Source organism: Flavobacterium glucosi (assembly GCF_048286535.1).
GTDB lineage: Bacteria > Bacteroidota > Bacteroidia > Flavobacteriales > Flavobacteriaceae > Flavobacterium.
The window spans coordinates 20,739-42,349 of record NZ_JBLVPK010000009.1 but is presented as its reverse complement, the minus strand read 5'-3'; the positions used below and the strand labels follow the sequence as shown (position 1 = coordinate 42,349).

Sequence of the window (21,611 nt, the reverse complement as noted above, 5' to 3'; positions counted from 1 at the left end):
TCGAAGTTTCTCCCACCAAGAGACGATCGCTTCATATTTACTCCTGGTCTTAATAATATTTGAACATCGTTCGCTTGAGATTCGATTCCTAAAGCTTCACCCATTTTTTATGCCAAAGCTGGATTCCAAGACGAAGCAAGTGCTGACGCTGTTGGAAAACAAGGAGAAGGAACACTATTAGTAAAGTCGAAACCTTCTGCTTTATGTAAACCATGTGGCCCGTATGTCATAAAAATAGAAGGAATTCCTAGTCTGGTTTTGGCTTTTGTAGACCAAGCTGTTTCACCGGAACACAAGGAAACTTTTTCTTCTAAGGTCATTTAAGAAACTAATTTTTTTGCTTTAGCACGATAATCTACTGCTTGGACATACGATTGTGAAGACAATGCAAGTCCAATAAGTAGTAAAATAATTTTTTCATAGTCTTTAATTTGGTTGTTTTTTTGGTAACTATTTTAAATAGTAATCGTATGTGTTATTTTGAAGCAATGTATATTTTTTTTGATTCACAATGCATTTGGTATAAAATTTCATAATTTTTTTTATAAATGATTTTTTTTTATTATTTTTTTGTGCAAATATGTTTTCTTGTTAAATGTATTTGTTTCTTTGCCGAAATATTTTTTTGGTTTAAACCAAAAAGAAAGAATGACGAGTTTTCGAAATTGGACGTACTTTTATTTTCTTTTAAAAAAGGAACTAAATTGCGTATTTCAAAGGGTGTATTAATTACTAGAATAAATCACATGTTAAAAACCATTTTAGATAACAAGGAAGAATATCAGCCGGGTTTATCAATAGATTGTGTGATTTTCGGATTTCATGACAATCAACTTAAAGTGTTATTGATAAAAACAAAGTACAGCGATAGATGGGCTTTACCTGGCGGTTTTGTGCCTGTAAATGAAGATATTGATGAGGCTGCTGTAACGGTATTACATGGCAGAACAGGATTGAAAGGAATTTTTCTGAGGCAGTTTTCTACCTTCGGAGCAGCTAGAAGATGTAGTGTTGCTATTAGTAATGCAGTTTTGGATTTTTACGGAATACCCTTAGACGAAGGAAAATGGTATGCTAGTCGTTTTGTAACGGTTGGATATTATGCTTTAGTCGATTTTTTACAAACGCTTCCGCAGCCCGAAGAGAACAATGAAATTGTGGAGTGGATTGATCATAATGCGGTGCCAGAATTGATTTTAGATCATAAACAAATTCTGGATAAGGCATTGGAAACCCTTCGTATGGAACTGAATTTAATGCCGGTAGGATATAATTTACTTCCCGATAAATTTACTATTCCAGAATTACAAAAATTGTACGAAACGATACTGGGTAGAAAACTCGACCGTAGAAATTTTCTGCGTAAGATAACGGCAATCGGGATTTTAACAAAGTTAGATGAGAAGAAAAGTAATGTAGCGCACAAAGCTCCAAATTTATATAGTTTCGATAAAGAAAAATATGAAGAAGTCGTAAAGAACGGATTGACGCAGGGTTGGTAATCTGAAATAAATATACAACAAACTCCATTAGAAATAATGGAGTTTGTTGTGGTCTATACGGAATTATTTACGCACCATTTTATGCAGGATTTAAAGAAATTAGCCTTAAAATAATGAATTGTAGTTTATGCTTGACACACAAATTATAAATATCCATTATAAACACCACGTTAGAGATGGATTCACGAAGTTTTCTTTCGTTTTATGATTTTCATAGCTGTATGTATAATTTTTATTACATTGTTATAATTGGATGAGGATAATCTCTTTGATTTTTATAATGAAAGGAGAGAGAGAATTTTTCTGTCAGTTCGCCTTATTAAATACACAATCCAAAATAAGAAAAAATATACTGTTCAAAGAAGCAAAAGTTCTTATATTGTTCCAAAAATTCCAACTATTTTCAAAGGTATTTCTCATGTGTTTTGCTGTGGTTTCAGTTGCTTTTGAAATGTCAAAGATTTCCAGTTTATTATTCAGAGGAATATTTCCAAAAATTGTTACAAGAAAAACACCAAACAAATAAAATAGTGTAGCGAGAAACAAAAATACAAACGAATGTTGGTTGTAATGTAGAAAACTGGTAATAGGGAGCATTATCAATGTGCCAAAAAAGCAAACAAAAAATAGCGGGTTTTGAACTTCTTTATTGATGTTTTGCATTGCGCCGAGAAATTCTTTATCGGCTAATTTTCCTAATCCCAAACTCACAAAAATAGAGTAAGAAAAGAAAAATCCTGCCATTAATGCCGTTATTGTTGCTGTAATAATGAGAGTAATATCTGGGAATTTCATTTTTTAATCGGATATGCTTACTGCTTTTTTTAAATATTCGTTGGTTTGCAATTGGTGCATCATAAAATCTGCAACCTCAATTCGAGCTATTTTTAGTTTGAGTTTTTTGTATGTCCCATCAAAACCAATTTTATATGTATTTGTGATTTCTCCATCTATTAAAGCACTAGGTCTTACAATTGTATAATTCAAATTGCTATTTAGAATGTATTCTTCCTGCAATTGGTGGTCTAGAAATGCTTTTTTTAGCAATATTCCGAAGATAATATGTTTCCAAATAAAATTGAGATTTTCATAACTTTCACCCATACCAAGCGTTGTTTGACAAATCAACCTTTTTATTGCTGTTTTATTCATTGCATCAATAATATTTTTTGTTCCATTAGCACGTATTTTTCCTATTTTGCCATCACCTAATGCACACAAAACAGCTTCTTGATTTTGCAAAGCATTTTCTATGTCGGTTACATTCAAAACATCGCCTTTGTGAATAATAAGATTAGGGTGACTGATGTTTTGCATCTTTTCCGGATTGCGAACAAAGGCTGTAACTTCATGACCATTTTTTAAGGCTAATTTTACGATTTCACGGCCAACAGTTCCTGTTGCGCCAAATAGTATTACTTTCATTTCATCTCATTTTTAAGTTAATGAGGCAAAGTTGCGACAGATAAATCCTGTAAAATAGAATAAAAACGACAGTTGTGTGAGTTATTAGAAATTTTTTGGAGTTTTGCCAGTGAAAGCCTTAAAGACTTTGATGAAATGCGATTGGTCTGAAAAACCGTTTTGATATACAATATCGGTAAGTTTTGTATAATCTTTTACAGTTAATTGTTCCAGTGAAGCCTGAAATTGAATAATTTTGGCAAATTGTTTAGGAGGAAGTCCTGTTTCACTCAGAAATCTACGCTCAAAAGTGCGAATGTTGAGGTTTAATTTTTCAGCTATCGAACGAATACTTTCCTGACCTTTTGTGTGAATAATGTTTTCTATTCCTTGTCGAATTTCAAAATCAAGGTTTTGTTTTTTCTTTTCAAAATACCGTAAAAGCAATTTTGAGATAATTTCAATTTTATCTTTTACTGTTTTGCATAGTACTAATTTAAGGTTAAGTTTGGCGATATCTTCTTTGGTGTCTTCCAAATAATAACAATTATCATTTATGCTTTGGGGAGCTATGTTGAAAAATGTTTTTAAAACAAAGGGATACAGCTGAAAAATAATGATGAGATATGTTCCCGAAATTTCCAGCTCAATAGGCATGATTGTTTGACCGTAAAGAAAAATTTCGGGCATTAATTTGTTGTGCGGTTTTACGATTAGTCCATTATCAGTTTGCTGGAACACCAATCCAGGACAACCATCAGCAAAAAAGGGCAAACTGGTTTTTATGTATTTATCCTGACTTTCAAACACCCAAATATTTTTCACAAAAAGCGAAATAGATTTATCAGGGATGGCATTTTTAAAATTCATCGGGTTTTTATTGCGAGGGTTTGGTTTTACTGTCTTTAGCTGCTAATATTAACGGGCACGGAATTCAATTCCGCGAACTGTTGTTGCGCACGCAACAAAACTTAGCTGTTAGCAGTTCGTTGTTTTATTTAATATTTTTATTGTGGTGAATAATACGTTCTTCTAAATTAGAAGTGAAACCAATATAATATCTATTCTTAATTCTGCTAAAAAGGATGTAAGTAACGTGTTCCATAAACTATAAGAAACAAAAAAACTCCATTATTTCTAATGGAGTTTGTTGTGGGCGATGAGGGGTTCGAACCCCCGACCCCCTCGGTGTAAACGAGGTGCTCTGAACCAGCTGAGCTAATCGCCCGAAACAATTTGGTTACTTTCGTTTCCGTTATTGCGTGTGCAAATATACGCCACTTTTCTAGATTTGCAAATAAAAATCAAAAAAATTATAAAATTTCTGCTACTACAAAGGTGCTTCCGCCAATGTATATAAAGTCAGATTTTGCTGCATTTTCAATTGCTTTTTGATAAGCTTCTGAAACAGAATTATATACTTCGCCTTTTAGTTCGAAAGTTGCTGCTTTTTGCTTTAGAATTAAAACATCCAGCCCGCGGGGAATATTGGGTTTACAGAAATAATAGATGGCTTTTTTAGGAAATAAAGGTAGGATTTCATCTAAATCTTTGTCATTTACTACTCCCAAAACAATATGTAAGGCATCAAAATCTTCTTTTTGTATTTGTTTTAAAACAATTTCCAGCCCGTTTTTATTGTGTGCCGTATCACAAATGACTTTTGGAAACGCATTCAACTGTTGCCATCTTCCTTGAAGGCCGGTGTTTTTCACGACATTAAGTAAACCGGATTTTGTATTTTCTGGAGTGATTTTAAATTCGGTCTGACTATTTAAAATAGAAATGGTTTGCAATACCGTCTTTTTATTGTGAATTTGATAATCGCCAATTAAATCAGAAGGATAGGTTTCTGAAATTAAATCAGAAGCAAAATAGATTTCAGAATTGCATTCTTTGGCTTTAGCCAGAAAAACAGGTTTGGTTTCAGGAGTATATTCTCCAATAACCACGGGAATGTTTGGCTTTATAATTCCCGCTTTTTCAAAAGCAATAGCTTTCAGTGTGTTACCCAAAAATTGCGTATGATCCAATCCTATATTGGTTATCACCGAGACTAATGGAGTGATAATATTGGTGGCATCTAATCTTCCGCCCATTCCCACTTCAATAACGGCGATATCTACTTTTTCTTTGGCAAAATAATCGAAGGCTAATCCGACTGTCATTTCGAAAAAACTCATGTCGTTTGATTCAAAAAAACTTTTGTGTTCATTAATGAAATCAGTAACAAATTCCTCAGAAATATCATTTCCGCTAATTTTGATACGTTCTCGGAAATCTTTTAAATGGGGTGAAGTATACAATCCAACTTTGTACCCGGCTTCTTGAAGTATAGATGCTAACATGTGCGAAGCGGAACCTTTTCCGTTGGTCCCCGCAACATGGATGCACTTTAATTTTTCTTGTGGATTATGAAGATGAGCTAGGAGTAAATGCGTGTTGGTTAAATCTTTTTTATAGGCTGAAGCGCCCTGAAGTTGGTACATCGGGAGTTGATTAAACATCCAATTTAGGGTTTTCTGATAGTTCATTTTTGTAATAAAATAGTAGTTGTTTAAAATATTTTTCGATTTTTTTAGTTTAATAGTACATCGAAAAGTATCTTTATTGCAAAATTGAAATAATTTTTAGAATTAATGATTAAAATACAATAATATTATATGTTTAGTTTTATACAATTACAGGCCGACACCATTACCAACGCTACTTCAAACGTAGTTATTGAAAAAATTGCTCCAAATGCCGAAATATCCACTTTGGGATTCCTTTTAAAAGGTGGTGTGTGGCTTATTCCAATCGGGTTTCTATTATTTTACACTTTCTATCTGATTATTGAACGCTATTTGTACATTAATAAAGCATCAAAAATTGATACCCTTTTGATGCGTGATGTGCGAGATAATCTAAATTCTGGAAATCTGGATTTGGCTCGATCTATTTCAGAACGAAACAATACGGCCTCAGGAAACATTATCAAAGAAGGAATTCTGGTTATTGGTAGGCCTATTATTGAGATTGAATCTAATATGGATCGTGCTGCGGATATCGAAATAGGAGAAATGGAAAAGCATTTAGGACACTTAGGTCTTATTGCCGGAATTGCGCCTACGTTAGGTTTTGTTGGAACTATTTCTGGAGTAATTAAAATATTTTACAGCATTTCGGTTACTGAAAATATTAGTATTGGTAATATTTCCGGAGGATTGTATGAGAAAATGATCAGTAGTGGTGCGGGATTAATCGTTGGTATTATTGCATATAGCGGATATCACATATTAAATGGCAAGATTGATAATTTTGCGTTAAAAATTCAAAAACAAATATTAGAATTTGTAAATATTATTCAAAGATCGTAACATGTCTATAAAACGAAAAAGAAGATTTCATGCTGAGGTAGCCACTTCATCATTAAGTGATATTATGTTTTTCCTGTTGTTGTTTTTCTTGATTATATCAACATTAGCAAATCCCAATGTGATCAAAATGACATTGCCAAAAGCTCAGGCTAACGAGAAAACAAACAAGCAGTATATTAGTTTATCCGTTACTGAGGATAAGAAATTCTATATCGACAAGCAAGCAGTTTCATTTGAAGCGCTCGAAACAACTTTGATGTCTAAGATGAATTCAACAAAGGATCAAACGGTTATTGTGAGAATTCCATTCAATTTGCAAGTACAGGATTTAGTTGACGTACTACAAATAGGAGTAAAGAACAATCTGAAGTTTGTGATTGCCACCAGTCCTAAATAAGCTTTATTACGAGGTTTTACGAAGCAATTGCATTATTTGGGCGTGACCACAATAGAAAAAGGGGCTAATCAACTTTATGCTGATTAGCCCCTTTTTCTATTCCGGTCGGGCTATCCGCGCTACTTCGGTAGCTAGCTTCTATCCCTCACGCAAATCCTAAACCACTAAATTATTTTGTTCGTCTTGCGAGGAACGTAGCAATCGCATAACAAGAGCAACAACTGGGATTGCTTCGTTCCTCGCAATGACACTAAGCTGTTGAAAACAAAAAAGTGACTTTTCTGCTTGTTCTAATTCAAATTGAAATTGTAAACAATCTTACCGACTTGCTTTTCCGGAGCATCACTGCTCGCATCCCATCTTGTGTTCATTGCAGCAATTCGGGCTTGATCTAATAAGCATTTTGCGGTATTTGTAGTTCCTTTTACGCCGGCAACTGCATTTACGGTTCTTCCGGTTCTGTCTACAGAAACTTCAACAACAACTTTGCCTTGCTCATTACAAGTGTATTTTGGTGCGGGTTTAGACAATGCTTTTCGGTTTCCTAAGGAGTATCCAATTCCGCCGCCAGAACCGCTTCCAGTTCCACCGCCGCTTCCGGAGCCATAGCCACTACCAGTTCCTATTCCGGTACCAGTACCATTTCCTCCTCCTGTTCCTCCACCAGAACCGCCCGTTCCATAATAACCGTTAGAACTCAAGCTCCCGTTAGCTTTTCCTTTGTTTCCGGCTGCTTTGTCATCGCCATCGCCACCTTTATTAGAGCCTTTTAAAATGCTGGATAAAGCATCATTTGTATTGTTTGAAACTTTAGGTTTTACAACCACTGGTTTTGTTGCTTCTTTTACAACCACTGTTGGTTTTTTAGTTTTTTCTTTCGTCGGAATCACAACACTTTCTTCGGTGCTGTTTTCCTGAGATAAAATAGCTTCGTCAGGAGTTGATTTTGCAGGCGTTTGTCTGGTTTGGTTTTTTACTTCCAAAACTTCGCTTTTATAATTTGCGCCAGAACCTAAATCGCTGTCGCCAAAATTTACTGTAACGCCACCGCCACCTCCGCCGCCAGCAAGTTCATCCATGTTTGCAGGTGGCCAAAAGCGGATGAAAAATAAAATTAACAACATTGTCGCATACAAAAGAATGGATAGTGCTAACGATTTCTTTTGATCTGATGAAATGGTGGAACTCATTTATATTTTAAATTTTAAAAAGTGTATTACTAAAAAACGTTGAAAAGTACTAAAAATTGTTAAGAGTAAAAAGCGACTGCCAGAATATAACACTCCTAAGGCATGAGTTTTTAAAATAACCGCAGATTTGCAAATTTATTTCTTGAAAGCTTGAATTTTTGTAATTAGAGAGAAGCTAATTTACCTCGTCAGTTTGTTTTACTTGTGTGTGATAATTCCGTTTAAAGCGGTTAATTTTAGATAAAATTTTTATTAAAATCAGCGAATTAGCGGTAAAAAACTACCTTTTTGCTTAAAACTAGAAATAAGAAAAGGGATTAAATAGATTTTAAAATCTGCTTAATCCCAGTTCTGATAAATAGAAAGAATACTATTCTATTTTAAGTAAGCTGTTTTAATGCGATTTCAAAAGCAGTGGCACTAATATTTGTTTTATTTGGATTCAAAGCATGTGCTTTTTCAATTGCTTTTTTGATGATTTCCGATGTGTCTTGGAAAATAGCTTCATCCGTCATTTGTACTTTCTTTTCCATGAAATATGCAAAAACACGAGCCATACCACAATTAGAAATAAAGTCAGGAATTAAACTCACTTTGTGATCTACATGTTCCATAATTGGACCAAAAAAGATTGCTGTATCGGCAAAAGGAACATTCGCACCACACGAAATTACTTCAAGACCATTCGCAATCAAGCTGTCAATTTGAGATTGAGTGACTAATCTGGAAGCGGCACAGGGAGTGAATATTTCAGCACCAATGGTCCATATTTTTTGATTGATTTCTTCAAATGGAATCATGTTTTCAGCAACCAGTTTGTTTCCGTCTTTTGCAAGAAATAAAGCTCTTATTTCTTCGAAAGAGAATCCTTCTTCGTTGATTAAGCCACCATCTCTGTCAATAATACCAATTACTTTAGCACCCATTTCGGCTAAGTAAAAAGCGGCAGCTGAACCTACATTTCCAAAACCTTGTACGATTGCTTTCTTCCCTTTTACGTCTCCACCATAAATTGTGTAGTAATTACGAACGGCTTCGGCAACGCCATAACCGGTAATCATATCGGCAATAGTATATTTTCTGGAAACATCTGGTGAGAATCTTGGATTTTCAATCACTTTTACTACACCTTGACGCAATTGTCCAATTCTGTTGATTTTGTCTGCTTCGGTCGGTTTAAAATGACCATTAAAAACACCTTCTTGTGGATGCCAAACACCGCATTCTTCCGTCATAGGAATCACTTCGTGAATTTCATCTACATTCAAATCACCGCCAGTTCCGTAGTAACTTTTCAATAATGGAGATACCGCTTTATACCAACGTTGTAAAACGCCTTTTTTTCGTGGGTCATTCGGGTCAAAATTAATTCCAGATTTAGCGCCGCCAATAGCAGGTCCAGAAACTGAAAATTTCACTTCCATGGTTTTTGCCAAAGACAAAACTTCATTCATATCCAACCCTTTTCTCATGCGAGTTCCTCCACCGGCAGCACCGCCACGAAGCGAATTGATGACTGTCCATCCTTCGGCTTCTGTTTCGGCATCTTTCCAATGGAAAACTATTTCAGGTTCTTTATTTTCGAATTTCTTTAATAAATCTTTCATTTGTTGCGATATGTTTAATTTTTGCAAATATAAAAAATAGAATAATGTGAATTATCTATTTCTAATTTTATTTTGGTGAATAAATAATTCCGGAACTGTGATCTTTTTTTGCACCTGTAACGCTGCTCAAAACATTGATTTCTCGGCCTAATTTTAGAACACCGAGTAATGCAAAAATTAACGCTTCTTTGAATTCCAATATTTTACCTGAAGGAATTATGATTTCCATTTCCGGTAAATGATGCTGAATTCTTTCGATGAGAAAATCATTGTAAGCACCACCACCCGTTATAAAAAGGCTTTTGTTTTTATTGGGCAAAGCCAAAGCAATTTGCAACGCTATATGTTCCGTGAAAGTGTATAATTTGTCTACAATTGGGATCGAATAGCTTTCGATAATAGGTAAGACGGTTTCTTTTACAAATTCGAAGCCCAATGATTTTGGATGTTTCTTTTGATAGAAATCCAAAGCATTTAATTGATTTAATAAATCTTTGTTACAAATTCCAGTTCTTGAAATATTGCCTTTGTCATCATAATCCAATCCCAATTGATTGGCGTAAAAATTTAAAACGGTGTTTACAGGTGAAATATCAAAGGCGATTCTTTTGCAATTCTGTTCAAAAGAGACATTCGAAAAACCGCCTAAATTCATGCAATAATCATATTCAGGAAATAAAATTCGGTCGCCAATAGGAACCAAAGGAGCGCCTTGACCGCCAAGTTGTACATCTTGAACTCTGAAATCACAAACGACAGTTTGGTTAATTAAAGTGGCAATTTCTGGTAAGTTGCCTATTTGTAATGTAAATCCGTTTTGTGGTTGGTGCAAAATAGTATGCCCGTGAGAACAAACAGCGTCAAGATTTTTAATTTCGTATTTTGCGATAAAATCAGAAATAATGTTAGCCAGAAGTTGCGTGTAGTCTTGATTTAATTTTTCGAGAGCAGCTTCAGAAAAATCGACAGCTAGTTTCAATTTGTTCACCCAATCAGCGCTATACGTAACGGTTTCAGATTCCAGGATTTGAAAGCCCCATTTATTACTATTTATAGTGAAGTCAATGTGCGCCAAATCGACTCCGTCCAACGAAGTCCCTGACATGACTCCTATGATAGTATACTTTTCTTTAAACATAGGCTAAATTTACGAAATCGTTTGAAATATGATATTTAATAATTACTTTTGACGACAAATTTAAGAACATTTAATTTACTACAAAAATATGGATTTTAATCTAACCGAAGAGCACTTAATGATTCAACAAGCAGCACGAGATTTTGCAAATGCTGAATTGTTAGCTGGAGTTATAGAAAGAGACGAACATTCAAAGTTTCCTACTGAACAAGTGAAAATGATGGCCGAATTAGGTTTCATGGGAATGATGGTCGATCCTAAATATGGTGGATCTGGATTAGATAGTATTTCGTATGTTTTGGCTATGACTGAAATTTCAAAAGTGGATGCTTCTGCTGCAGTAATTATGTCGGTAAATAATTCATTAGTTTGCGCTGGCCTTGAAAAATATTGTAACGAAGAGCAAAAAATGAAATATTTGGTTCCGCTTGCAAAAGGGGAAGTAATTGGAGCATTTTGTTTGTCAGAACCAGAAGCGGGTTCAGATGCCACATCTCAAAAAACAACAGCAATAGATAAAGGGGATTATTACTTATTAAATGGTACAAAAAACTGGATAACCAATGGTTCTTCGGCATCTACCTATATCATAATTGCTCAAACGGATATTGAAAAAGGACATAAAGGAATCAATGCTTTTATCGTTGAAAAAAGTTGGGCTGGTTTTGATATTGGTCCAAAAGAAAAGAAAATGGGAATCCGTGGATCTGATACGCATTCTTTGATGTTCACGGATGTAAAAGTTCCTAAAGAAAACCGAATTGGAGAAGATGGATTTGGGTTTAATTTTGCAATGGCAGTTTTAAATGGAGGACGAATAGGTATTGCTTCCCAAGCATTAGGAATTGCAACTGGAGCTTATGAATTAGCATTGAAATATTCGCAAGAAAGAAAAGCTTTTGGAAAAGAAATTTTCAAACATCAAGCAATCGCATTTAAATTAGCGGATATGGCTACTCAAATTATGGCTGCAAAAATGTTAGTTTTGAAAGCTGCTTCAGAAAAAGATGAAGGGAAAGATATTTCGCAATCCGGTGCTATGGCTAAATTATTTGCTTCGCAAACTGCGATGGATACTACAATTGAAGCTGTTCAAATTCACGGCGGAAATGGATATGTGGCTGAATATCATGTGGAACGTATGATGCGTGATGCTAAAATTACTCAAATTTATGAAGGAACTTCTGAAATACAAAGAATTGTAATTTCAAGAACTTTGATTTCCTAGTTGACCATTTAATAAAAAAATATTTTTTAAACCATTAATAAATTAAGAGAATTAAGGCGTAATCTGTCTTGATGGAACTTAATTTCTTAATGGTTTTTAATTTAAAAAAAAGGCTACATTTACTAAAAGATTTACTTTTATGTACGAAGATTTAAAATATTGGTATTTGCGCGATCACAAATTGTTTCGAACGTTGAGTTTTGGACAAATCAGACAATTGTGTATTATTACCGGTTTTAAAAAAGCAAAGAAAGGCGAGATTATCTATTTTTCTTCTTCGGATTTGCCGAGAATTTTTCTGCTGAAAAAAGGAAATATAAAAATTGTTGCGGTCGATGAAGATGGGAATGAGACGATTAAAGATATTATTCAAAAAGGAGATTTATTTGGAGAACTGACTTTGGAAACTGACAGCCAGTCCAATGAATATGCAAAAGTACTTTCGGATGATGTGGCTATTTGTAGTTTTCTAATGTCGGATTTTGAAGATTTATTGTTGCGTAATCCAAGTTTGGCTTTGTCCTACACCAAGTTCGTAGGGCTAAAAATGAAACGGATTAAGAACAGTTATTCTAATTTGATTTCGAAAGACGCTAAAACCAGATTGTTTCAGTTCCTAAAAGATTGGGCTGAAAAAGAAGGTAAAAAAATAGAAGATAAAGTGGTAATTGAAAATTATCTGACCCAAAATGATATTGCGCAAATTATCTGTACTTCAAGGCAAACAGCAACTCAATTACTGAATGAAATGGAAACGAATGGTGCCATCATTTACAGTAGGAAAGAAATCATTATAACGGATATCCGTAAATTATAATTATTTTATTGAAACTGTAATCTAGCCGACAAATCTATTCGAAATAGCACAGTAGTTTTACAATATCAAAAAGTAACACTATGAAAAAAATAATTTGTCTGGCTTTATTTGCAATTGGATTATCCATTCACGCTCAAAATGATTTACCAAAATTGGCTACGGAAATCGCTCCACTACTTATTGGAGAAAAAATCCCTAATTTCAATTTAAAATCAGTAGAAAATACGAATGTTAATTTAACGGAATTAATCAGTAAGAAAAGAACCGTTTTAGTATTTTATCGTGGTGGTTGGTGCCCGTATTGTAATGCGCATTTAGCGGCATTGGGGGAAGCCGAAAAACAATTACTGGATTTAGGATATCAAATTATCGCGATAAGTCCGGATGCTCCAAAAAGTTTGAAGGTCACGGATGATAAAGAAAAATTAAATTATTTATTATTATCGGACAGCACAGGCGAATTGTCTAAAGCTGTTGGAATTGCTTTTCAAGCGCCAGAAAATTATAAATCGAGAATAACTCAAGGTTCTGAAGGGGTAAATAGTTCTTTTTTGCCTGTTCCTGCGGTGTTTATTTTAAATGTAAATGGTGAAATTGAGTTTGAATACATCACTCCTAATTTCAAAAACAGAATTTCAAATGCTTTGTTGATTGCTGTTGCAAAATCTTTAAATAAATAACCATGAAAAAGCTATTATTTATTTTAATCATATTGAGTGCTTTTTCTGGCTTTTCGCAAAAGGATAACAAACGAGTGGCTCATTTTAATCTTGAAAAAAATATAGCTATTCAAGGATATGATCCAGTAGCGTATTTTAAACAAGGAAAAGCAGTGAAAGGGAAAAAAGAAATAACAGCATCGTATGAAGGTGTGGTTTATTATTTTTCTATGCCGGTGAATAAAGAATATTTTTTGAAAAATCCTTCAAAATTTGAGCCGCAATACGGAGGCTGGTGTGCGTATGCAATGGGAGATTCCAATGAAAAAGTGTCTGTAAATCCAGAGACTTTCAAAATTAGTAATGGAAAGTTGTATTTGTTTTATAATGCTTTCTTTAATACTACATTGAAAAGCTGGAATAAAGAGGAAACCGGATTGATGATGAAAGCGGACGCGAATTGGAGTAAAAGGATTAGATGAAAAAAAGCAGGAATTATGAAATCAGTTGTGTTTTTCTGGATAATGCGACTCGCAGTGGCGGTGATTTTAGTGCAAACCTTGTACTTTAAATTTACAGCCAGCGAAGAATCGGTTTATGTTTTTTCTGCTTTGGGAATAGAGCCGTATGGAAGAATTGGCACTGGAATTGCCGAGTTGATTACGGTAATTTTGATTTTAATACCAAGAACTTCGTTATTTGGTGCTATAATGGGTTGCGGCGTTATGGTTGGTGCGATTTTTGCTCATCTGTTCGTGCTTGGGATTGAAGTAAAAAATGACGGTGGTACACTTTTTATTTTGGCACTAATTACCTTTCTTTGTTGTGTTACTTTAGTTTTTAAGGATAGAACTAAAGTGATGAATTTGTTGAATTAAAACTTAAATATGCTAATACCTTCTATTAATAATAGTTTAAACGAATTAGTTGATTTGCTGAATCAATTGTCTCAAAAAGAATATTCAAATTCTTGTACTGAATTAAGTAATGCAACTATTGGGGAGCATACAAGGCATATTATTGAAATGTTTCAATGCTTAGAAAATCAATATGATTTAGGCATTGTGAATTATGATAAAAGAGAACGAAATACTCGTATTCAAACGGATACCGTTTTTGCTATTGAAAATATCGTGTTGATTCAACAAAATTTAGATAAAAAAAATAAAAATATCGAGTTGTTGCAAATTATTGATGGAGAGGAAATTCGAATTGAAAGTAACTATTTCAGAGAATTACTCTATAATTTAGAACATTGCATTCATCATCAGGCGCTTATTAAAGTAGCTATTTTACAATGTGAAACCGTTATAATTGACGCTAATTTTGGAGTTGCCCGTTCTACAATAGAATATAGAAATCAATGTGTACAGTAAGTTTTGTAGCAACGAATGATAAAATTATCATTACTTCAAATCGGGATGAAAAAACTGTAAGACCGAGTGCAATACCTCCCAGAAGTTATACAGTAAACGGGAAAAATCTTATTTTCCCAAAAGATCCAAAAGCAGGAGGAACTTGGTTTGTTGCTAATGCAGACGGAACAATCTTGGTGCTGTTAAATGGCGCCGAGGAAAAGCACGAAGTAAAACTTTCGTATCGAAAAAGCCGTGGTTTGATTGTCTTAGAGATGATCAGCAGTATTTCACCAAAGGATTTTTGGACCGAAATTGATTTGGAAAACATAGAGCCTTTTACATTAGTTTTATTTCAAAACAATGCTCTTTTTCAATTGCGCTGGAACGGAAAAGAGAAAGCGACAACATCTTTGGACATTCATCAAAATCATATTTGGTCTTCCTCGACCTTATATCCGTCAGCGATTCGTGAAAAACGTGCCAAATGGTTTCATACTTTTATGGATGACAATTCTGAAATTTCGGAATCAAAAATGTACGATTTTCATCGCTACACCGAAGAAGGAAATGATGAAAACGGTTTGGTGATTAATAGAAATGACGAGATGAAAACATTAAGTATCACACAAGCAGTTATTGAAAAAAATAAAGTAGTTATATTGCATTACGATTTGATCGCGCAGGAGGATTTTTCGACCTCATTTATCACCGTTTAAAGAATTTAATTTGAAACTATTTTTTCACAAAATTACGCATTGGGAATACTGGCCTTTCCAGATTGTTTACATTCCTATTTATTTTTTATGGTCCTATTATTCCATCAAGGCAAAATCTATTTTTTTCTTTAATGCTTCTAATCCAACCATAAAAAATGGTGGTTTTATGATGGAGTCCAAAAAAGAAATCTACAATTTGATTCCACAACAGTATTATCCAAAAACGGAATTAATCAAAGAAGGAGTTGCACTTGAAAAAATTGTAAATACTATTCAAGAAGCAAAAATAAAATATCCTTTGATTGCCAAGCCGGATATTGGACTGCGAGGATCTGGGGTTAAAAAAATTAATACCATTGATGATTTAAAAGAATATGCTGAAAAAGCAAATTTTGATTACGTAGTGCAGGATTTAATTCCGTACGAAAACGAAGTCGGGATTTTCTATGTACGTTATCCTCATGAAAAAGCCGGCAGAATTACTGGGATAGTTTCGAAAGAATTTTTGATTATTACCGGAAACGGGTTCTCTACTGTGGAAGAATTAATTAAAGAAAATCCGAGATACGAAATGCAATTAAAGGTTTTGAAACAGGAGTACGGAAAAAAACTACTCGATATTCTTCCAAAAGGGGGAAAATTGAATTTGGTGCCTTATGGAAATCATGCACGAGGTGCAAAATTTATTGATGGAAGCCATTGGATAACACCAAAATTGACGGAAATAATAAATGAAATGTGTCTGCAAATTCCGGGTTTCTACTTTGGTAGATTGGATGTCATGTACAATACCATTGAAGAATTAGAACAAGGATTGAACTTTTCAGTCGTGGAGTTAAATGGTGCCGCAAGCGAGCCCACACATATTTATGACCCAAAGCATTCTTTGTTTTTTGCATGGAAAGAACTTGCGCGTCACATTACGTATATGTATGAAATAAGTGTGGCAAACCATAAAAATGGCGCTCCGTATTTACTGCATAAAGACGGTATGAAGGAATACAGAATGCATCTGGAACAAAGCAATAAAATTGTAAATTTTTAAGAAGATGAAGGCATTAAAGAACATTTTTGTTGGTTTTTTAGTGAGCTTTATCGGTTCGATACCTTTGGGATATTTGAATGTTGTAGGTTTCGAAATTTATTCAAAACAGGGAATGAAAAGTTTGATTCTCTTTTTATTAGGAGTGATTTTTGTGGAGATGTTTGTGATTTATTTTACTTTAATTTTTGCAAAACAATTGGTCAACAATAAAAAATTAATGAGGATTATTGATTTTTTTGCGGTTTTCTTTCTGTTGATTTTGGGTTATTCTTTTTATGCTAATTCCAATCAAACAATGGAAGAGCAAGGTGTTTTAGAGAAATATGCACTTTATTCTCCTTTCCTGATTGGTGTATTTTTGAACGGTATCAATTTTCTTCAATTGCCATTTTGGACCGGTTGGAATCTTTATTTGATGAATGAGAAATATATCTCCATTGTAAATAAGCTAAAATTGTATTATATTTCAGGAACTTTAGTAGGTACATTTTTTGGGATGATGACTTTGGTCTTGGTATTAAATACGGTGTCTCAAAAAACAACCGCCTTTTCTAAATATGTAATGCCAGTGGTGATTCCGTCATTTTTTGTGGTTTTGGCTGTTGTTCAAATGGTAAAAGTCTACAAGAAATATTATCGAAATAAAGTTATATTGTAAAAAATAAACCTCAATAATCATGAAAAAAGCTCTCTTATATCTTTCTTTTATTTTCTTCAGTTGTTTGTTAACTTCGTCAGTAATTGCTCAAACTGCGAGTGATGCGCAATTAAAAATTGTTGAGGCTGAATATAAAGTAACAGAAAATGATGTTGCCGAGACATTAAAATATTTGGCTTCGGATGAATTGGAAGGTAGGGAAACCGGAAAAGCAGGAATGGTAAAAGCAGCTGATTATTTGGAGCAGTTCTTCAAAAATAACAATGTGAAACCGTATTTCAAATCCTATCGCGATACCTTATCTACTTTTAAAGAACCCGCTTTCAATATTGTAGGTTTTATTGAAGGAAGCGACCCAGTTCTTAAAAATGAATTTATAATTTTAAGTGCGCATTACGATCATATTGGCTTGGATGAAAAAGGGGTGAATGGAGATTTCATAAATAATGGTGCCAATGATGATGCATCTGGAACAACTGCAGTTGCTGAAATGGCAAAATATTTCAGCATCGCCAAAAATAATAAACGAAGTATTCTTTTTGTGTTTTTTACAGGAGAAGAAAAAGGGTTACTGGGGTCTAAACATTTAGCCAAAAAACTGAAAGCACAAGATTTTAAATTATATGCTCAGTTCAATATTGAAATGATTGGTGTACCAATGAAAAGAGACTATCTAGCTTATATTACTGGATTTGATAAATCTAATATGGCAGGGAAAATCAATGAATATACTGGAAAAAACACTATTGGTTTTCTTCCAAAAGAAGCCGAATATAAATTATTCTACAGGTCCGATAACTTTTCTTTTTATGATGTTTTCAAAGTGCCTTGCCAATCAGTGAGTACATTTGATTTTGAAAATTTTGACTTTTACCATCATGTTTCAGATGATTTCAAAGCAATGGATATTCCGCATATGACTTCCTTTATTCAGGAATTATTACCTGCTGTAACACAAATGGTAAACTCTCCAACACAAGAAATTGTAATGCTTAAATAGGTTAAGAAACTGCCTGACTCATTTCATACGCCAAAATAAAGTACCCGTTATTGTTGAATTGAAAATCCCCAATAATAGTCCATTTTAGCTTTTCGGTATGTGCTTTCGCTGACGGAATGTTTATTTTGTTGATGAAAGTTAAGCCCAATGGATATTTATGAAGCATGTGCGTTCTCATGAACTCAAACAGTGGTGTTATTAATCCCTTGCCACGATATTCTTTGTGAATGCAAATGGGGCCATATTGAAAACTATTGGTTGTGGTGATTTCAAAATCTAAAAAGTTCAATTCCGTAAACAAAGAACTCATGTAATTGAAAATGGGCCATTGTTTGAAAAAATCCCAACTTCCTGCGAAAATGTATGCAATGATTTTATTATTGTCTTTAGCAACAAATAATTCTGATTTTTGAATAACTGCGGTTAGTTGTTGAATTGTAAATGGAGTGGTAACAAACCCGGAAGCTTTTTCTTTTTCGGATAAATTAGAGACAAGATATAGTTCTTGTAAGGCTAATACTCCATCAATATCATTCAATTTTGCTACTTCAAATTCTATGTTTGCTATCATTTTATGCGAATTCAAATCGGTTTTTGTTTCAACAAAATTAAGCAAAATTATAGAAAACCTTATTTTTATATTCGAAACAATACCTAGAGTTAAAATGATGTTTTTTTTAGTGTTTTTGTTTATTTTTGCTACATGAAAAATATTATTATTACAGGAACGAGCAGAGGGATAGGATATGAGTTGGCATTGCAATTTGCCAAGGCTGGACATCAAGTTCTGGCTATTTCCAGAAAAATTCCTCAGGCTTTATTAGGGAATGAAAATATCACCTGTCTTTCGGTTGATTTATCCAGTGAATCTGAATTGGAAAAAGTTAAAGATTTTCTTTCCAAATCTTGGAAGCAAATTGATGCCGTCGTTCATAATGCAGGAAGTTTATTGTTGAAGCCCTTTTCAGAAACCACTCAGGAGGATTTTGAAAATATCTATAAAGTCAATGTTTTTGGTGTTGCTAATTTGACCCGAATCTGCTTGCCTTATTTACAAAAAGGAAGCCATGTAGTAACGATAAGTTCTATGGGCGGGATTCAGGGAAGCTTAAAATTTGCTGGATTGGCAGCTTATAGTTCGAGTAAAGGAGCCGTGATTACGTTGTCAGAATTATTAGCAGAAGAATATAAGGAACGTGGTATTTCGTTCAATGTTTTAGCTTTGGGTTCTGTGCAAACAGAAATGCTTGCTGAGGCTTTTCCGGGCTATCAAGCACCAATTTCAGCAGGTGAGATGGCCAATTATATTTATGATTTCACTTTGACCGGAAATAAATATTTCAATGGGAAAGTGTTGCAAGTATCTTCTACGAATCCGTAACTCATAATTCATAACTACTTTGAGCGAAACCTTAGCCAGATACATTCCAGAGCATGCGGTAAAACCCGTTTTCGAACTTATTGTTGCCAATCAAGTGCATCTTAAGATTGTCAATGAGCGTCAGACACGTCATGGTGATTATCGAAAAGGGTTGAATGGAAAACATGAAATTACGGTCAATTCAAATCTGAATAAATACAAGTTTTTGATTACGTTGATTCATGAAATTTCGCATTTGGTCGCTTTCGAAAAATTTGGAAGAAATATCAAACCTCATGGGAGTGAGTGGAAATATTCTTTTCAAAGATTGATGATTCCATACATCCGGCCAGAAATTTTTCCGAATCACTTGTTACCCTTGTTAGCTCGACATTTCAAAAATCCAACCGCAAGTAGCGATACCGATGCTACTTTGGCATTAGCTTTGAAACAATTTGACCAGCAAAATGATAAAAATTATGTGTTCGAAATTCCTTATGGAAGTGTTTTCCGAATCCAAAACGGAAAGATTTTCAAGAAAATAGCTGTAAGAACCAAGCGTTTCGAATGCCTTGAAATGAGTTCCGGTAAAATGTATTTATTCAACCCAAATGCTGAGGTAGAATTGTTGAAATCAAGCTAGATTTACTCTTTCAAATACGCTTCTCGTACTTTTTTGAACAAATTAGAAGAGTACACAAAGGCAACGACAGCTTCATTATCGGTTCTGAAAATTTCTTCTTTGCTTCCTTCCCAAGCTTTTAAACCATCTTTTAAGAATAGAATTTTCTCTCCTATTTCCATAACGGAGTTCATATCATGCGTGTTTATAACCGTTGTAATATTGTATTCTTCGGTGATTTCTTTGATAAGATTATCAATCAAAATTGCTGTGTTTGGATCCAAACCAGAGTTTGGTTCATCGCAAAACAGGTATTTTGGGTTGTTTACAATTGCGCGTGCAATTGCTACTCGTTTTTGCATTCCTCCTGAAATTTGTGAAGGTAATTTTTTATGAGCGTCAGTAAGATCGACTCTTTTTAATACAAAGTCTACGCGCTGCTGAATTTTTGCCTTATTGTCTTTGGTGAACATTTTTAATGGAAAACCTACGTTCTCTGCAACTGTCATCGAATCAAACAATGCACTCCCTTGAAATACCATTCCTATTTCAGTTCGTAAATCTCGCTTTTCATCAGGCGTTAATTCCGAGTAAATTCGGCCATCAAATGAAATAGTCCCAGATTCCGGTGTGTGAATTCCTAAAAGACTTTTAAGTAAAACCGTTTTGCCAGATCCACTTTGCCCAATAATTAAATTTGTTTTTCCGGTTTCAAAAACCGTAGAAATACCTTTAAGTATTTTGACACCACCAAATGATTTTTCTATGTTTTGTACTTCTATCATGATCCTAGTAACAACTGCGTTAGTATATAATTGAATAGTATTATGGAAACGGATGTCCAAACAAAAGCGACGGTACTGGCTTTTCCTACTTCAAGTGCGCCACCTTTCATGTAATATCCATGAAAAGAAGGAATTGTGGCTAGTAACATGGCAAATATTAGAGTTTTAATGAATGCATAAACAATATGATACGGAATAAAATCCATTTGGGTGCCATTTATGAACTCGGTGCTAGAGATAAAACCGCCATAAACACCTGCCATCCAGCCACCCAGAACTCCGAGAAACATTGCGATCCCTATTAGGAATGGGTATAATAATAGTGCTATTATTTTGGGGAAAACAAGGTAATTCAAGGAGTTAACTCCCATCACTTCCAGTGCGTCAATTTGTTCAGTCACTCTCATGGTTCCAATACTTGATGTAATAAAGGAACCCATTTTTCCAGCCATAATCACCGAGATGAACGTAGGGGCAAATTCTAATATTACAGATTGTCTTGTGGCAAATCCAATAAGGTATTTTGGAATTAATGGATTGGTCAAATTCAATGCCGTTTGTATGGCAACAACACCTCCAACAAAGAAAGAAATGAATGCTACAATACCAAGGGAGCCAATAATTAAATCGTCTATTTCCTTAAAAATCAGATTTCTCATCACAGACCATTTCGTCTGTTTATTGAAAATTTCTTTGAGCATTAAGAAGTACCTTCCTATTTGCGTTATATATCGAATGAGCATCATAGTTTTGTGAATATGGGCTA

At 34.2% G+C, this 21,611-nt stretch carries 27 protein-coding genes and 1 tRNA gene; 15 read left to right on the top strand and 13 right to left on the bottom strand.

The features are described 5' to 3' along the window. Positions 1–107: 107 nt before the first annotated feature. Positions 108–320: a hypothetical protein gene (locus ACNQGD_RS14095; RefSeq protein WP_417999719.1), complete on the bottom strand. Its 213-nt coding sequence runs from the start codon at positions 318–320 to the stop codon at positions 108–110. Between the two features lie 426 nt (positions 321–746). Here ACNQGD_RS14095 and ACNQGD_RS14090 point away from each other — a divergent pair, with 426 nt between their 5' ends. Continuing rightward, positions 747–1,502, top strand: a complete 756-nt coding sequence (locus ACNQGD_RS14090; protein WP_417997744.1) for an NUDIX hydrolase — start codon at positions 747–749, stop codon at positions 1,500–1,502. A 306-nt stretch (positions 1,503–1,808) separates the two neighbouring features. On the opposite strand, the gene ACNQGD_RS14085 is transcribed toward ACNQGD_RS14090, so the two are convergent. The 6 genes from ACNQGD_RS14085 to ACNQGD_RS14060 form a co-directional block, all read right to left on the bottom strand. Next, positions 1,809–2,297, bottom strand: coding sequence for an anthrone oxygenase family protein (locus ACNQGD_RS14085; RefSeq protein WP_417999718.1), 489 nt, complete (start codon positions 2,295–2,297; stop codon positions 1,809–1,811). Between the two features lie 3 nt (positions 2,298–2,300). Continuing rightward, the gene (locus ACNQGD_RS14080) at positions 2,301–2,927 is read right to left on the bottom strand and encodes an NAD(P)-dependent oxidoreductase (RefSeq protein WP_417997742.1); all 627 of its coding nucleotides are present in this window, start codon (positions 2,925–2,927) and stop codon (positions 2,301–2,303) included. 84 nt (positions 2,928–3,011) lie between these two features. Next, entirely contained in the window at positions 3,012–3,776 is a 765-nt protein-coding gene (locus ACNQGD_RS14075) for a helix-turn-helix domain-containing protein (RefSeq protein WP_417997741.1), read from the bottom strand. Positions 3,777–3,900: 124 nt separating this feature from the next. Next, the gene (locus ACNQGD_RS14070; protein ID WP_417997740.1) at positions 3,901–4,011 is read right to left on the bottom strand and encodes a GIY-YIG nuclease family protein; all 111 of its coding nucleotides are present in this window, start codon (positions 4,009–4,011) and stop codon (positions 3,901–3,903) included. Between the two features lie 48 nt (positions 4,012–4,059). Beyond that, positions 4,060–4,134 (bottom strand) — tRNA-Val (locus tag ACNQGD_RS14065). A gap of 85 nt (positions 4,135–4,219) precedes the next feature. After that, on the bottom strand, positions 4,220–5,440 hold the full coding sequence (locus tag ACNQGD_RS14060) for a bifunctional folylpolyglutamate synthase/dihydrofolate synthase (RefSeq protein ID WP_417999717.1): 1,221 nt from the start codon (positions 5,438–5,440) through the stop codon (positions 4,220–4,222). A 129-nt stretch (positions 5,441–5,569) separates the two neighbouring features. Between ACNQGD_RS14060 and ACNQGD_RS14055 the strand changes: the two genes are divergently transcribed. Both ACNQGD_RS14055 and ACNQGD_RS14050 read left to right on the top strand, forming a co-directional pair. Then, a complete protein-coding gene (locus tag ACNQGD_RS14055; RefSeq protein WP_417999716.1) occupies positions 5,570–6,265 on the top strand; it encodes a MotA/TolQ/ExbB proton channel family protein in 696 nt (231 codons plus the stop codon). Between the two features lies 1 nt (position 6,266). Next, a complete protein-coding gene (locus tag ACNQGD_RS14050; protein WP_417997737.1) occupies positions 6,267–6,662 on the top strand; it encodes an ExbD/TolR family protein in 396 nt (131 codons plus the stop codon). Between the two features lie 290 nt (positions 6,663–6,952). Here ACNQGD_RS14050 and ACNQGD_RS14045 read toward each other — a convergent pair whose 3' ends face one another. The 3 genes from ACNQGD_RS14045 to ACNQGD_RS14035 form a co-directional block, all read right to left on the bottom strand. Then, a complete protein-coding gene (locus tag ACNQGD_RS14045; protein ID WP_417999715.1) occupies positions 6,953–7,852 on the bottom strand; it encodes an energy transducer TonB in 900 nt (299 codons plus the stop codon). Positions 7,853–8,232: 380 nt separating this feature from the next. Then, a complete protein-coding gene (locus ACNQGD_RS14040; protein WP_417999714.1) occupies positions 8,233–9,459 on the bottom strand; it encodes a Glu/Leu/Phe/Val dehydrogenase dimerization domain-containing protein in 1,227 nt (408 codons plus the stop codon). A gap of 67 nt (positions 9,460–9,526) precedes the next feature. Further along, positions 9,527–10,597 carry an anhydro-N-acetylmuramic acid kinase gene (locus ACNQGD_RS14035; protein WP_417999713.1) on the bottom strand — a complete coding sequence of 357 codons (1,071 nt, stop codon included), beginning with the start codon at positions 10,595–10,597 and terminating at the stop codon, positions 9,527–9,529. Between the two features lie 88 nt (positions 10,598–10,685). On the opposite strand from ACNQGD_RS14035, the gene ACNQGD_RS14030 reads away from it, so the two are divergent. From ACNQGD_RS14030 to ACNQGD_RS13985, 10 genes are all read left to right on the top strand, one after another. Continuing rightward, positions 10,686–11,825: an acyl-CoA dehydrogenase family protein gene (locus tag ACNQGD_RS14030; RefSeq protein ID WP_417997733.1), complete on the top strand. Its 1,140-nt coding sequence runs from the start codon at positions 10,686–10,688 to the stop codon at positions 11,823–11,825. Positions 11,826–11,964: 139 nt separating this feature from the next. After that, complete coding sequence (locus ACNQGD_RS14025) at positions 11,965–12,642, top strand: Crp/Fnr family transcriptional regulator (protein ID WP_417999712.1); 678 nt, start codon at positions 11,965–11,967, stop codon at positions 12,640–12,642. Between the two features lie 80 nt (positions 12,643–12,722). Further along, positions 12,723–13,322: a peroxiredoxin-like family protein gene (locus ACNQGD_RS14020; RefSeq protein ID WP_417999711.1), complete on the top strand. Its 600-nt coding sequence runs from the start codon at positions 12,723–12,725 to the stop codon at positions 13,320–13,322. 2 nt (positions 13,323–13,324) lie between these two features. Continuing rightward, positions 13,325–13,783, top strand: a complete 459-nt coding sequence (locus ACNQGD_RS14015; protein WP_417999710.1) for a YHS domain-containing (seleno)protein — start codon at positions 13,325–13,327, stop codon at positions 13,781–13,783. Between the two features lie 15 nt (positions 13,784–13,798). Next, positions 13,799–14,179 (top strand): DoxX family protein, encoded by a 381-nt coding sequence (locus ACNQGD_RS14010; protein ID WP_417997729.1) that lies wholly within the window; start codon positions 13,799–13,801, stop codon positions 14,177–14,179. A 9-nt stretch (positions 14,180–14,188) separates the two neighbouring features. Then, complete coding sequence (locus tag ACNQGD_RS14005; RefSeq protein ID WP_417997728.1) at positions 14,189–14,677, top strand: DinB family protein; 489 nt, start codon at positions 14,189–14,191, stop codon at positions 14,675–14,677. Next, on the top strand, positions 14,665–15,375 hold the full coding sequence (locus ACNQGD_RS14000) for an NRDE family protein (RefSeq protein ID WP_417999709.1): 711 nt from the start codon (positions 14,665–14,667) through the stop codon (positions 15,373–15,375). Before ACNQGD_RS14005 ends, ACNQGD_RS14000 begins: the two co-directional genes overlap by 13 nt. A 10-nt stretch (positions 15,376–15,385) precedes the next feature. Next, complete coding sequence (locus tag ACNQGD_RS13995) at positions 15,386–16,420, top strand: ATP-grasp domain-containing protein (protein ID WP_417999708.1); 1,035 nt, start codon at positions 15,386–15,388, stop codon at positions 16,418–16,420. A 4-nt stretch (positions 16,421–16,424) separates the two neighbouring features. Further along, positions 16,425–17,078 (top strand): LysE family transporter, encoded by a 654-nt coding sequence (locus ACNQGD_RS13990; RefSeq protein WP_417999707.1) that lies wholly within the window; start codon positions 16,425–16,427, stop codon positions 17,076–17,078. Positions 17,079–17,097: 19 nt separating this feature from the next. After that, the gene (locus ACNQGD_RS13985; protein WP_417999706.1) at positions 17,098–18,078 is read left to right on the top strand and encodes a M20/M25/M40 family metallo-hydrolase; all 981 of its coding nucleotides are present in this window, start codon (positions 17,098–17,100) and stop codon (positions 18,076–18,078) included. A gap of 1 nt (position 18,079) precedes the next feature. On the opposite strand, the gene ACNQGD_RS13980 is transcribed toward ACNQGD_RS13985, so the two are convergent. Then, on the bottom strand, positions 18,080–18,649 hold the full coding sequence (locus ACNQGD_RS13980; protein WP_417999705.1) for a GNAT family N-acetyltransferase: 570 nt from the start codon (positions 18,647–18,649) through the stop codon (positions 18,080–18,082). Positions 18,650–18,781: 132 nt separating this feature from the next. Between ACNQGD_RS13980 and ACNQGD_RS13975 the strand changes: the two genes are divergently transcribed. Next, positions 18,782–19,459 carry an SDR family NAD(P)-dependent oxidoreductase gene (locus ACNQGD_RS13975; protein WP_417999704.1) on the top strand — a complete coding sequence of 226 codons (678 nt, stop codon included), beginning with the start codon at positions 18,782–18,784 and terminating at the stop codon, positions 19,457–19,459. Positions 19,460–19,478: 19 nt separating this feature from the next. Then, positions 19,479–20,081: a SprT-like domain-containing protein gene (locus ACNQGD_RS13970; protein ID WP_417999703.1), complete on the top strand. Its 603-nt coding sequence runs from the start codon at positions 19,479–19,481 to the stop codon at positions 20,079–20,081. 2 nt (positions 20,082–20,083) lie between these two features. Here ACNQGD_RS13970 and ACNQGD_RS13965 read toward each other — a convergent pair whose 3' ends face one another. Beyond that, the gene (locus tag ACNQGD_RS13965; RefSeq protein ID WP_417997720.1) at positions 20,084–20,845 is read right to left on the bottom strand and encodes an ABC transporter ATP-binding protein; all 762 of its coding nucleotides are present in this window, start codon (positions 20,843–20,845) and stop codon (positions 20,084–20,086) included. Next, positions 20,842–21,591 carry an MlaE family ABC transporter permease gene (locus tag ACNQGD_RS13960; protein WP_417997719.1) on the bottom strand — a complete coding sequence of 250 codons (750 nt, stop codon included), beginning with the start codon at positions 21,589–21,591 and terminating at the stop codon, positions 20,842–20,844. The genes ACNQGD_RS13965 and ACNQGD_RS13960 overlap by 4 nt, the downstream gene beginning before the upstream one ends. Positions 21,592–21,611 lie beyond the last annotated feature (20 nt).